We start from the raw sequence: 12361 nt of genomic DNA on the forward strand, positions 1-12361 counted from the left end.
AAGAGCCCGGAGACAAGGCTTTCGCCGCTGCCTCGCCGACCGAATGGCAAGAAGCCCAAAGGGCCGGTCGGTTCGCTGACTACGAGAGTGTCTACGGGTCTGACCGCGCAGTCGCCTGTCGCCGAGTGGGAGGGACCCGCCCCGCAGTGGTTGTCGGCCGACAAGTCCGAGATCGTGCGGTCGACTGCCCGCCGGCAGCTTCAGGATCGTCAGCCGTGACACCCTGTCTCGCGATCCTGACAAAGCCCTGCTCAGGCGGCGCAAACTCGCGCCGTGATCAGGAGGAGGAGGCGCCCCTACACGGCCTGCGGGTCTTGTCATCCCGCAGGTCGACGGCCCCGGGTGCGCCGGCGCAGGTGTCCTGCGGCGTCACGGTGGTGGTTCTGCACCATGATCTGGCGCAGGGCCTGGATACGAGGACCGGACGCGCGGTCTGCTCCGTGCCGATAGAGGTGTTCCAGGAGCCGGACGGCGTCGTTTCCAGTGGCAAGGATCCTGGTCTTGGGCTTGGTGGGGTTCTTGTCCTCTTCCAGTGCGGCGCGGACTGCCTCGGTGATCAGCTCCAGGCGGGTCGGGTCATACACCGCGGCCAGGACATGGGTGGAGTCGGGCGCTGAGTGGTGCGCTCCTACACCAGGCCGGCCTCCTTGAGGCGAGCCGGCGCGAGGTCGAGGAGGCGGTCAGCACGGTCGCCTTCGGCGAGACGCTCGCGGAAATCGGCCGGCACGCTATGAGGGAACCCGGCGTCATCCAGCTCCATGGCCATCGCGTGCTTGAAATGGACAACGGGCACCTCGGCAACCGCATCGGTCATCGGAAACCGCATCGGTCATCGGAACCACCCGAGCATGCCCGTTGACGACGTTGCCGCACCACGCAACTCCAAGATCCCCGACAGGGTCAAGCTCAGCCGAAGAAGACCTGCCGCAGCAGATAGACGTTGATCCCGGAGATGAGCAGAGCCGCCACCCATCCCATGAACGTCGTCACGGGCCGGTTGACCAGATCGCCCATCAGATCCCTGCGACGGCTGATCAGAACCAGCGGGATCAGGGCGAAGGGGATACCGAACGAGAGCACCACCTGAGACATCAGCAGGATGCTGTCCGGCGACACGCCGAGCGCGAGGACGGCCAGCGCGGGTGCCATGGTGATGGCCCTCCGGAGGAACAGCGGTATCCGCAGGCGCAGGAAGCCCTCCATGATGACCTGCCCCGAGTAGGTGCCCACACCCGACGAGGAGAGGCCGGAGGCCAGCAGGGCGGCGGCGAAGGCCAGCGCGGCGCCACCGCCGACGAGTTGGGCGAAGCCATGGTGCGCGCTGGCCAGACTGCCGTCGAAGTCGTCGGCGGCACCGTGGAAGACGGCGGCCGCGACACAGAGCATGGCGAGGTTGATCAGCCCGGCCAGGCTCAGGCCCAGCGTGGTGTCGACGCGCAACGTGCGCAGGGCGCGCCTGCGTTCGGCCGGCCCTTCCGGCCGCTGCCGCTGTGCGGTCAGGGCGGAGTGCAGGTAGATGACGTGCGGCATGACCGTCGCGCCGATGATGCCGATGGCCAGCACGACCGAGTCGGTGCCGTGGAAGACCGGCCGCATCCCCGAGGCCAGCTCCGAGGGGGACTGGCCGCCGGACGCGACGACGGTGTACGCGAAGCCCAGGGCGATCACGCCGAGCAGGAAGACGATCGCCAGCTCGAACGGCCGGTAGCCCCGCCGCTGGAGAGCCAGGATCGCGAAGCTCGTTACGGCCGTGATCAGCGCGGCAGGCAGCATGGGCACGCCGAAGAGCAGGTAGAGGCCGATCGCCGCCCCCACGAACTCCGCGAGGTCGGTGGCCATGGCCACGACCTCGGCCTGCGCCCAGAGCCCCACGACGACCGGGCGGCGGAAACTGTCCCGGCAGAGTGTCGGCAGGTCACGTCCGGTGGCCAGGCCCGTCTTGGCGGACAGGTACTGGATGAACATCGCGACCGCACAGGCCGAGACGAGGACCCACACGAGCAGATAGCCGTGCCGGGCCCCCGCCTGGAAGTTGGTGGCGAAGTTGCCGGGATCGACATAGGCGACGGCGGCGACGAACGCGGGGCCGTAGAAGGCGAGCCGGCGACGCCGGACTGCTCGGCGGAGGGCGGGGGCCGGTGCGAGGGCCGGGGCTGCTACTGGGGTACCGGTGCTCATCAGGGGCTCCTGCGAGTCGGGAAGGGGTGAGGGGTACGCCGACCGGCGCTGAACGACCGCCCCACTACGTCAGACGGTCTGTACGTATGATTGTCATACAAGAATGAAGGTCATGGCAATGGGCAGGAGGGAGAGCCTCATGAGGTGGGCCCGTTCAGTCCCGTGCGGTGCCGGGCTCGTAGGTGCCCAGGGCGGCCAGCGCCCGGAAGCCCGCCTCGTAGGAGCGGGTCACATGGTCGAAGCAGGCCTGGACGGCTCGTTCGGCGTCACGGTCGGCCAGGGCCTCGTAGATGGCGCGCAGCTCGGCTCCGGCGACACGCGCACGGCCCGGCGAGCACAGCGAGGCGCACATCAGCACGATGATCCGCGCTCGCAGTTTGACAAGGGCATCCAGTGTGACCATCACGCCGGAGGCGCGCAGCAGCAGGCCGTAGAAGTTGTCCCTGGCCTGCAGCAGGGCGGAGGGGTCCGGCGGAAGTTCCGCCAGCTCCTCGAACTCCAGCAGGGTGCCGTGCAGTGCCCGGATCTGGGAGTCGGAGGCCTGTGCGACGAAGCGGCGTACCGTGACCTCCTCCAGGGCGCGCCGGACCTCGTCGATCTCGGTGGCCTCCTCCGGAGAGGGCACACATACGGCACAGCCCTCGTCGAGGGGGGTCAGCCACCCCTGCTCGGAGAGCTCGCGAAGGGCCTGGAGCACCGCGCTCCGTGAGACGCCGGTGCGCACCATGACAAGGTTGACGTCGAGGGGCTGCCCGGGCGTCAGCCGCGACCAGCAGATGTCCTCGCGCACCGTCCGCAGGACGCGCTGGCGGGAGTCGGCCATCACCGCGGCCGACTCCAGGCGCGACTGGGGCTTCCTTGCCCACGAACCTTCGTGCTCCACGGCAGCGAGGCTACGGCCAGCTCGTCATACAATCAATGGCTCGTGTCTCACGATTTCGGCGGATCCGCCACCATCTCGACCCGTTCCAGCAGGCGCGTGCGCAGCATACGCCGCAGCCGCACGACCGAGTCCTCGTTGAGATGGTGCAGGGGATCGTCGTACGTGGTGTACTCGATCCTCGCGCCCAGGGAGGCCAGGGCACCGGCCGTCTGTTCGGTGCGGGCGAGCGGGACGAACTCGTCCCGCTCCGCGCACAACAGCACGATTTCGGTGCCGGGCAGGCCGGTTCCCGGTACCGCGGACCACTGCCTGGCCTCCGGCCCCAGGTGCCCCCCGGTGTGCAGGAACGCCCCGGCGCACGACGGCTGGTCCCGCAGCAGGTACTCGGAGAGCAGGCAGGCGCCCTGGGAGAAGCCGAACAGGACCACGTCCCGGGATGCCCAGCCCGCTCGGGCGAGGTCTGCGAGGTGGGTCCGTACCGTGTCGAGCGCGTGGTCCAGGCGTGGCTGGTTCTCCGACAGGGGGGCCATGAAGCCGGACGGGTACCAGGTGTCGTGGTCCGCTCCGGGGATCACCCAGGTCACGCCGGGAAGGTTCACGCGCTCGTACTGCTCGACCATGAAACCCGGGCCCTGTCCCCGTCCGTGCACCGCGTAGACCACCAGCCCGGCATCGGCGAGGGGAGCGCCGCGCAGCAGCGGGGGACCGGCGAGGTGCGGGTTGCCGGGCACGGTGGTGAAGGGTGTCGTGGCCATTTCAGGTCGCCTCGCTGTCCTGTGGGGGTTTTCCGGCCCACGCCCGGGTGAGCAGGTCGGTCAGGTCCTCGGCGCCGGCCGGGACGGGGTTGTTCGCCGGCACGTACGGCAGGATCAGCCGGACCGCCTCGGGGATGTCCTCACGCCGCAGCCCGTGGTCGGCCAGAGCGCGCGGGGCGTCGAGTTCCTCGCGCAGCGCGTTCAGCCCGGCCACCGGTGTGGCACTGTCCAGCGCTGCGGCGATCCGGCGCGCCGCATCCGGCGCGCCCGGCGCGTTGAGCTCCAGTACGTACGGCAGCACGGTGGCGTGGGTCTGTGCGTGCGGCAGGTCGTACGCGCCGCCCAGCACATGGCAGATCTTGTGGTGGAGCCCCGATCCGGCGGAGGCGAAGGCCACCCCGGACAGGTAGCAGCCGTACAGCGTGGCGTCCCGGCCGTCGATGTCGTCCGGTTCCCGGACGATCCGGCGCAGCCCGCCGGCCACGGCCCGCAGGCCCTCCATCGCGAAGGCCTGGTTGACGGGGTTGGTGCGCGGGGCCCACATGGAGTCGACGCAGTGGGCGATCGCGTTGAGCCCGGAGGCCACCGACAGGCCGATGGGCAGCGAGAGGGTGAGTTCCGAGTCGTACACCACGGCGACCGGAAGGACCACGTCGTCCGCGCCGGTGGTTTTGCGGGAGGCCTCTGTGAGCCCCCAGACGTTCGTGGCCTCGGAGCCCGCGTACGTCGTGGGGACGGCGACGATCGGCAGGCGGGTGGTGAGGGCGACCGCCTTGGCCAGTCCGGTCGTGGACCCGCCGCCCACGCAGACCACCAGGTCCGCGCCGCTCTCCTTGGCCGCGGCCCGGGCTGCCTCGGCCTGCTCCACGGGGACGTGGGGCCGTACGTCGTCGTGCCGCAGTACGACCGGTAGGCCCGCGGTGATCCGGTCGGCGATGCCGGCCTCGGCCGGGGCGGCGATCACCATGACGCCGCGGGCGCCCAGCCGGTCGACCTCGGCGGCGACGTGGTGTGCCGCGCGGCCGTACCCGAAGAGGACGCGCTGGCCCAGTGTGATGTTCTCGAAGGTGAGGCTCACTGTTGTGTTCCTGGTGGGGAGGGTCGGGGACCCGGGCGTGGTGGACGCGCCCGGGCCCTGGGCGATCGCGGGGAGCGGCTACGTGGAACGTCAGTCGGTCGTGACCGGCTCCAGGCGCGACAGGATGCTCTCCCGCTCGTTCTCGAACTGCGGCGGCAGCATGAAGTTCTTGCCGAGCTCCTCCGGGGACTCGTCGCAGTCCCAGCCGCCCGCGTCGTCGGTGACCGCCAGCTCGAACAGGGCGCCGCCCGGGGTCCGCACGTAGTGGGACTTGAAGTAGGTGCGGTCCTTGAGCTCGGAGATGTCGGTGTAGCCGGCGCCCTCGATCTCGAACTTCACCGCGGACTGGTTCTCCAGGGTGTCGAGGTTCCAGGCGAAGTGGTGGTACGTGCCGGCGCCGAAGTGCCAGGTGCCCTGGTCGTCGGAGCGGTTCCCGCGCAGCTCGACGAAGTTGCCGTAGCTCTGTGTGCCGACCTGGAAGGAGGCGAGGTCGCCCTCCTCCGAGACCTTGCCCTGGGAGAAGAAGGCGTCGTTGCCGAAGTCGACCATGCGGTCCTGGTCGTACACGTGCAGGCCGATGCCGTGGATCCCGTGGACCGCGGCCTCGGCGGCCACGCCGTTGCCGGTGAAGCCCTCGCGGGGGTCGTCCTCGTTGCCCACCAGGACGTATTCGATACCGGACGGGTGGTTGAAGGCGACCCGGCCGCGGCCCAGGGCCTCGGAGCGGGTGGCCTCGATGTCGTGCTGCCCCAGCCGCTTCACCCAGTAGTCGAGGGAGTCCGCCGGGACGGAGAGGAGAACCTCGCGTGCCTGGTTGGTGCCGCGCTTGCCGTACACCCCTGCCTGCGCCCACGGGAACGTGGTGACCACGGAGGAAGGGTCGCCGTTGGCGTTGGAGTAGTAGAAGTGGTAGATCGGCGCGGAACCGTCGTACAGCACGGTCTTCTTGATGAAGCGCATGCCCAGGACTCGCGTGTGGAAGTCCACGTCCTCCTGCGCGTGACCCACGGAGAGTGTCACGTGATGGGAGCCGACGAGATACGTCATTGCTCGGTTCTCCTTGTCTGCGGAAGCTGGCCGTATGATTGTCATACGATATGACGGCCATATGTCAAGGGGAGTGTGGGGAAACCGGCACAGCTCATCGAGGGGTTTCGCTTGGGCGGCCCGTTGTCAGGGGTGCCTGATCTGCGCTAACGTGCCGACAAACATTGTCGGACAATCATACGGGGTTACCGTGAGTCAATCGCTCGCTGACGACACGTACGAGGTCCTCATCGTGCGTTACGCGTCCCGTACGACCACGCGCGGCCTGGTCTTCCTCAACCACCACCTGTACGGCGAACCGGACGGTCCGATCGGGATGGACTACTACGTCTGGATCGTGCGCAACGAGTGGCGCACGATCGTCGTCGACACCGGGTACAGCGACCTCGGCGGGCACAACCGGCAGCGGGGCCACCTCATCCATCCCCGGGAGGCGTTCCGTCGGCTGGGCGTGGAGCCGGCCGAGTCCACCGTGGTCCTCACCCACGCGCACTACGACCACGCGGGCAACGTCGACCTGTTCGCGGACTCCAAGGTGATCGTGCCGCGCACGGAGTTCGACTTCTGGACCGGCGACTGCGCACGGCGCTTCCAGTTCCACCACACCGTCGAAGAGACCGAGATCGACCATCTGCGGACCGTGCACGAGCAGGGCCGCATGGTGTTCCACCGCGGACACCAGGAGATCGCGCCCGGGGTGGAGCTGATCGAGCTGGGCGGCCACTCGCCGGGCCAGGCGATCCTCACGGTCAGGACGAACGAGGGCCTGGTCCTTCTCGCCTCCGACGCCACGCACTACTACGAGGAACTGGAACGCGACCTGCCGTTCCTCGTGGTCGCCGACCTGGAGGCGATGTACCGGGGCTTCGACTACATGAACGGACTCATCGCGGACCGCGACGCGATCCTCGTCCCCGGCCACGACCCGGCCGTACTCGACCGCCACCGGCGACTCGACGGCCCGATGGGGGAGTTCACCGCGGTGATCGGCGGTCCGCGAAGCGAAGGAGCAGCAGCATGACCAGCACCACAGCGCCGCCGGTGGGCTTCATCGGCCTGGGCAACATGGGCGGGCGGATGGCCCGCCGTCTGGTGGACGCCGGATACGAGATCCTCGGCCACGACACCCGCCCGGAGAACGTCACCGCGTGCGGCGCCACCCCCGCCGTGTCCGTCGCCGAGGTGACGCGGCGGTGCGACGTCGTCCTTCTCTCCCTGCCCGAGAGCAAGGTCGTCGAGGCGGTCGTCCTGGGGGAGGACGGTGTGCTGGCAGGCGCCCGGGAGGGCCAGGCCGTCGTGGATCTCAGCACCTCGGCGCCCGCCTCCACCGTGCGTCTGCACGGCGAACTCGGCCAGCGGGGCACCACGTTGCTCGACGCCGGGATCTCCGGCGGCGCGGCGGCGGCCGAGAAGGGCACGCTCACCCTCATGGTCGGCGGGGACGCCGCCACTCTCGGCCGGGTGCGCCCGCTGCTCGACGCCTTCTCCGCCGACGTCTTCCACTGTGGAGCCGTCGGCGCGGGCCACACGGCCAAGCTTCTCAACAACTTCCTCAACGCGATCGCCCTGTCCGCGACCGCCGAGGTGATGGTCGCGGGGCGCAAGGCGGGGCTCGACCTCCAGGTCCTCCTCGATGTGCTCAACACCAGCTCGGGCGTGAACTTCGCGACCCGCAACCGCTTCCCGAAGATCATCCACGGCGACTACCTCAAGGGCGGCCTGACCAACGCCCTGATGATGAAGGACGTCCTCGCCTACGTCGACCTCGTCACCGGACTCGGTGTCGCCAGCCCCAACTCCGCCGCCCCGCTGGCCTCCTTCGGCCTCGCCCTCCAGCTGGGCTACGCGCAGGACATCAGCAACACCGTCGTCGACGCGATCGGCGATGTCTCCGGGCGCGTCCGCGTCCACGACGGCGCGTACGACGCCGGAAAGGACAAGCCGTGAAGCTGATCCACGGAACCACCCAGCACGGCGCCGGCACCAAGACCGGCTCGCGGTTCACCGGCACGGTGCACGCCCACCTCACCATGCCCGCCACCGACGGCGTGACCATCAACACCGTCAACTTCGCACCGGGCGCCCGCACCTACTGGCACACCCACGAGCACGGCCAGATCCTCCAGGTGCTCGCCGGGAGCGGCTTCGTCGCGACCGAGCAGGACGGCGTCCGCCCGCTGCGGGCCGGGGACACCGTGTGGTGCCCGCCGGGGGAGCGGCACTGGCACGGCGCCGCCCCCGACTCCTTCATGACCCACACGGCCATCTCGCTCGGGACCACCTCCTGGGCCGAGGAGGTCGCCGCCGAGCAGTACACCGCCCCCGTCACAGCAGAGGACTGAACGCCCATGACCACCGAGACGACCGAACCCCTGACGACCGACAGCAGCCCCCGCGACACCACCCACCGCGACACCTACGAGGCCGGACTCGCCATCCGCAAGGCGGTGCTCGGCGCCGAACACGTCGAGCGCTCGCTGGCCGGAGTCAGCGACTTCGCGCGGCCGATGCAGGAGCTGGTCACCGAGTACTGCTGGGGCGCCGTGTGGAGCCGCCCCGGACTCGAACGGCGCACCCGCAGCCTGGTCAATCTCGCCATGCTGACCGCCCTGGGCCGCAACCACGAGCTCGGAGTCCACGTCAAGGGAGCCCTCACCAACGGGGTGACCACCGAGGAGATCCAGGAAGTACTCCTCCAGACGGCCATCTACGTCGGTGTCCCGGCGGCACTGGAGTCCTTCCGGGTCGCCGAGCAGGTGATCGGTGAGGTCAAGGGCGATGACTGAACACACCGAGGCGCTCCCCCCGGTTGCCTTCGTCGGACTGGGCAACATGGGCGGACCGATGTCGGCCCGCCTGGTCCGCGCCGGCTACGCCGTGACCGGCTTCGACCCGGTCCCGGAGGCCCGTGCCGCGCTGGCCGCCGCGGGCGGCCGCAGTGCCGAGACCGCGGCCGAAGCCGTCCGCAAGGCCGATGTCGTCGTCCTCATGCTCCCCAGCAGCACGGTCGTCGAGGCGGTCCTCGGTGACCCGGACGTCGTGGTGGCGCTGGAGGCGGGCAGCACGGTCGTGGACATGAGCTCCTCCGACCCGATGTCCACCCGGCGTCTCGCCACGAGCCTCGCCGCACGAGGCGTCACCCTCGTCGACGCACCCGTCTCGGGCGGGGTCAAGGGCGCCGTGAACGGCCGGCTCACGATCATGGTGGGCGGTGCCGAGGACGACGTCGAGCGGCTGTCCCCCCTGTTCGCGGGGCTGGGCACGGCCCGGCGCGCCGGCGAGGTGGGCGCCGGGCACGCGCTCAAGGCCATCAACAACCTGCTGTCCGCCACCCATCTGCTCGCCACGGCCGAGGGTGTCCTCGCCGGTGAGCGGTTCGGGCTCGACCCGGCGGTCATGGTCGAACTGATCAACTCCTCCAGCGGCCGCAGCGGTTCGACGGACAACAAGTTCCCGAACTTCGTGCTGCCGGGCACCTACGACTCCGGCTTCGGCCTGAGGCTCATGGTCAAGGACATGCGCATCGCCGTCGACCTGGCCCGCGAGCTCGGCGTCGCGAGCCCGCTCGCCGACAGCGCCGTTGCCCTCTGGGAGCGCGCGCTCGCGGCCCTGCCCGACACCGCGGACCACACCGAGATCGCCCGCTGGGCCTTCGCGGCCGCCGCCGACCGAGAGCCGGTGACGGGATGAGCATGCCGACCGAAAGTGAACTCCGGGACGCGGTCGCCGAGTTGCACGGTGCCTGGGACGAGCAGTGGCAGGCCGTACTCGAACTCGCGCCCCAACTGCTCGCGGCGTACGTCCGGCTGGCCGGCGTACCCCAGCGCAAGGGCCACCTCGACCCCAAGACCCGTGAACTGATCTACCTGGCCGTGGACGCGGCCGTCACCCATCTGTACGCACCCGGCGTACGCCGCCACATCCGCCGGGCCCTCGAACTCGGCGCCACCCCGGGTGAGATCACCGAGGTCATCGAGTTGACGACGACGGTGGGCATCCACGCGATGAACATCGGCGTGCCGCTGCTCGCCGAACTCCTCCAGGAACGCGGACTGCGCGACGGCCCAGGTGAACTCGACGCGTATCAGAAGGAGTTGAAGGAGCGGTTCACCGGCAACCGCGGCTACTGGCACCCGTTCTGGGACGAGATCCTCGAACTCGACCCGGAGATGTTCGAGGCCTACACCGACTTCTCCTCGGTGTCCTGGCAGCACGGCTCTCTGGAGCCCAAGGTCAAGGAATTCGTCTACACGGCCTTCGACTGTGCCTGCACCCACCTCTATGTGAAGGGGTGGAAGGCGCACATGGACAACGCGCTCGGCTACGGGGCCACCGTCGGTGAGCTGCTGGAGGTCATGGAGATCGCCGCCGTCATGGGTATGCAGAGCGCGCTCCAGGCGCTGCCCGTGCTGCGCGAGGAACAAGCCCGAACCCGATGACGGACACGACAGACGTGAGGCGGAAGAAGATGACACTACGCGGACTGGCCGGGAAGGTCGCCGTCGTCACCGGGGCCGCCGGCGGGCTCGGCCGGGCCACGGTGGAACGGCTCGTCGAAGAGGGCGTGAAGGTCGTCGCCGTCGACCTCGACGCGGAGGCCGCCAAGGAGGTCGCCGCCGCGGTCGGCGGCGAGACCGTCGCCGTCGGGGCGGACGTGACCACCGAGGACGGCGTCGACACCTATGTGCGGGCCGCCGTCGACGCCTTCGGGCGGGTGGACCTGCACCATCTCAACGCCGGCATCGCCGGTTCCCTCGCCGACCTCGTCGACGTGAGCGTCGAGGAGTGGGAGAAGGTGATGGCCGTCAACCTGCGGGGCCCGTTCCTCGGGGTGCGGGCGGCGTTCCGCCACTACCTGGAGCGCGGCAGCGTCGGCGCGATCGTCGTCACCGCCTCGATCGCCGGGCTGCGCGGCAGCAACGACCTGCTGGCGTACACCACGTCCAAGCACGGCACGGTGGGGCTCGTCCACGGCGCCGCCGTCTACGGCGGACCCATCGGGGTACGGGTGAACGCCGTGGCACCGGGCATCGTGCCCACGCCGATCTTCGGCGAGGCCGGGATGGCCGACATGCGCCGCCGCGCGGGCACCTCGCCGCTGCGGCGGGCGGGCCGGCCGGAGGAGGTGGCCGCGACGGTCGCGTTCCTGCTCAGCGAAGAGTCGAGCTATGTCACCGGCGAGATCTTCTCCGTCGACGGCGGCGCCAGCGTGCAGAACACCAACCGGCGGGGCGGCGGTGCGGGGCTCTGGGACGTCGCGGTGACGGACGGGGCGATCCTCGAACGCCACCGCGGGGCGGCGGAAGGGGAGTCCGGACGATGACGACCATGCGGGCCGCCCTGCTGCGCGGCTTCGAAGTCCCCTTCAGCGTCGAGGAGGTGGAGCTGCTCGACCTCGCGCCGACCCGGGTGCTGGTCCGCACGAAGGCGACGCCGTTCTGCTCCACCGACGTGACCAGCTTCCACGGGCGTCTCGGCAAGGTCCCCCCGACGATCCTGGGCCACGCGTCGGTCGGCGAGGTGATCGAGGTCGGGGGCCGGGTGCGCGGCATCGAGGTGGGGCAGCGGGTCGTCGTCCCCGGCACACCCGAGTGCGGCGACTGCTTCTACTGCGGCATCGGCCGCCCCGACCAGTGCTCCGAACTGTTCGATCTGGGCGGTGTCTACCCCGATGTGGCCCGCACCGCCGACGGCCTCCTGGTGAACGCGGCCGGGTGCGTGGGCGGATACGCCGAGATCATGAACGTCTCGCAGAACCAGGTCTTCCCCGTCGACACGGACCTGCCGTGGGAGGTGCTCTCCCTCCTCGGGTGCGGTGTGACGACGGGGGTGGGGGCCGTCCTGAACGTCGCCCGGGTCCGGCCCGACGAGGCGGTGGCCGTGGTGGGAGCGGGCCACCTGGGACTGTGGGCGGTCCAGGCCGCACGCCTGGCCGGGGCCCGCGAGGTGGTCGTGGTGGATCCCAGGGAGGACCGCCGTGGTGTGGCGCTGAAAGTGGGGGCCACGACGGCCGTCACTCCCGAGGAGGCCCTGGAAGCCGTACGAGACGTGACCCGGGGACGAGGAGCCGACAAGGTCATCGAGGCCGCCGGCCCCCCGGCCGCCCAACGGCTGGCCCTGGAGATCTCCCGGCGGGCCGGCACCGTGGTGCTCTCCGGCCTCAAGGACGCGGCCGGGGAGGTCACGTTCGCGCAGATCCCGCTCGCCGTCCAGAGCCGGCAGGTGCTCAGCACGCAGAACGGCAACGTCCGTATGCGGCGCGACCTCCCGGCCTACGTCCGCCTGCTCGAACGGGGCGCGCTCGACCCGGCGCCGGTCATCACCTCGACCTACCGCCTCGACGACATCGACACCGCGCTCCAGCGGTCCGAACGGCTCGAGGACCTCTCGGGCGTGTTCGTCTTCTGATCAGGCAGGGAG

At 70.1% G+C, this 12361-nt stretch carries 15 protein-coding genes; 8 read left to right on the forward strand and 7 right to left on the reverse strand.

Features of this window, described 5'->3' with window-relative positions; all coding sequences use genetic code 11:
* Positions 1 to 317: 317 nt before the first annotated feature.
* The 7 genes from ABT057_RS42630 to ABT057_RS42660 all read right to left on the reverse strand — a co-directional run bounded on the left by ABT057_RS42630 (position 318) and on the right by ABT057_RS42660 (position 5941).
* Positions 318 to 584, reverse strand: coding sequence for a hypothetical protein (locus ABT057_RS42630; RefSeq protein ID WP_352349553.1), 267 nt, complete (start codon positions 582 to 584; stop codon positions 318 to 320).
* A gap of 44 nt (positions 585 to 628) precedes the next feature.
* Entirely contained in the window at positions 629 to 814 is a 186-nt protein-coding gene (locus ABT057_RS42635) for a hypothetical protein (protein WP_352349555.1), read from the reverse strand.
* Between the two features lie 92 nt (positions 815 to 906).
* On the reverse strand, positions 907 to 2178 hold the full coding sequence (locus ABT057_RS42640) for an Nramp family divalent metal transporter (protein WP_352349557.1): 1272 nt from the start codon (positions 2176 to 2178) through the stop codon (positions 907 to 909).
* 154 nt (positions 2179 to 2332) lie between these two features.
* Complete coding sequence (locus tag ABT057_RS42645) at positions 2333 to 3061, reverse strand: GntR family transcriptional regulator (protein WP_352349559.1); 729 nt, start codon at positions 3059 to 3061, stop codon at positions 2333 to 2335.
* A gap of 47 nt (positions 3062 to 3108) precedes the next feature.
* Positions 3109 to 3816, reverse strand: coding sequence for an alpha/beta hydrolase (locus ABT057_RS42650; protein WP_352349561.1), 708 nt, complete (start codon positions 3814 to 3816; stop codon positions 3109 to 3111).
* Position 3817: 1 nt separating this feature from the next.
* Positions 3818 to 4894: a maleylacetate reductase gene (locus tag ABT057_RS42655; RefSeq protein WP_352349563.1), complete on the reverse strand. Its 1077-nt coding sequence runs from the start codon at positions 4892 to 4894 to the stop codon at positions 3818 to 3820.
* A 90-nt stretch (positions 4895 to 4984) separates the two neighbouring features.
* Positions 4985 to 5941: a VOC family protein gene (locus ABT057_RS42660; RefSeq protein ID WP_352349565.1), complete on the reverse strand. Its 957-nt coding sequence runs from the start codon at positions 5939 to 5941 to the stop codon at positions 4985 to 4987.
* A 190-nt stretch (positions 5942 to 6131) separates the two neighbouring features.
* On the opposite strand from ABT057_RS42660, the gene ABT057_RS42665 reads away from it, so the two are divergent.
* From ABT057_RS42665 to ABT057_RS42700, 8 genes are read left to right on the forward strand one after another with little or no spacing between them, the layout of a single operon-like run.
* Positions 6132 to 6962, forward strand: coding sequence for an N-acyl homoserine lactonase family protein (locus ABT057_RS42665; protein ID WP_352349567.1), 831 nt, complete (start codon positions 6132 to 6134; stop codon positions 6960 to 6962).
* On the forward strand, positions 6959 to 7888 hold the full coding sequence (locus ABT057_RS42670; RefSeq protein WP_352349569.1) for an NAD(P)-dependent oxidoreductase: 930 nt from the start codon (positions 6959 to 6961) through the stop codon (positions 7886 to 7888). Before ABT057_RS42665 ends, ABT057_RS42670 begins: the two co-directional genes overlap by 4 nt.
* Positions 7885 to 8283, forward strand: a complete 399-nt coding sequence (locus ABT057_RS42675) for a cupin domain-containing protein (protein WP_352349571.1) — start codon at positions 7885 to 7887, stop codon at positions 8281 to 8283. The genes ABT057_RS42670 and ABT057_RS42675 overlap by 4 nt, the downstream gene beginning before the upstream one ends.
* 6 nt (positions 8284 to 8289) lie before the next feature.
* A complete protein-coding gene (gene pcaC, locus ABT057_RS42680; RefSeq protein ID WP_352349573.1) occupies positions 8290 to 8727 on the forward strand; it encodes a 4-carboxymuconolactone decarboxylase in 438 nt (145 codons plus the stop codon).
* Entirely contained in the window at positions 8720 to 9631 is a 912-nt protein-coding gene (locus ABT057_RS42685; protein WP_352349575.1) for an NAD(P)-dependent oxidoreductase, read from the forward strand. The genes pcaC and ABT057_RS42685 overlap by 8 nt, the downstream gene beginning before the upstream one ends.
* 2 nt (positions 9632 to 9633) lie before the next feature.
* The gene (locus ABT057_RS42690) at positions 9634 to 10380 is read left to right on the forward strand and encodes a carboxymuconolactone decarboxylase family protein (RefSeq protein WP_352349577.1); all 747 of its coding nucleotides are present in this window, start codon (positions 9634 to 9636) and stop codon (positions 10378 to 10380) included.
* A gap of 29 nt (positions 10381 to 10409) precedes the next feature.
* Complete coding sequence (locus ABT057_RS42695) at positions 10410 to 11264, forward strand: SDR family NAD(P)-dependent oxidoreductase (RefSeq protein WP_352349579.1); 855 nt, start codon at positions 10410 to 10412, stop codon at positions 11262 to 11264.
* The gene (locus tag ABT057_RS42700; RefSeq protein ID WP_352349581.1) at positions 11261 to 12349 is read left to right on the forward strand and encodes a zinc-binding dehydrogenase; all 1089 of its coding nucleotides are present in this window, start codon (positions 11261 to 11263) and stop codon (positions 12347 to 12349) included. The genes ABT057_RS42695 and ABT057_RS42700 overlap by 4 nt, the downstream gene beginning before the upstream one ends.
* The last annotated feature ends 12 nt before the right edge of the window (positions 12350 to 12361 follow it).

It is taken from the genome of Streptomyces sp. NPDC002588 (assembly GCF_040295925.1).
Lineage (GTDB): Bacteria > Actinomycetota > Actinomycetes > Streptomycetales > Streptomycetaceae > Streptomyces.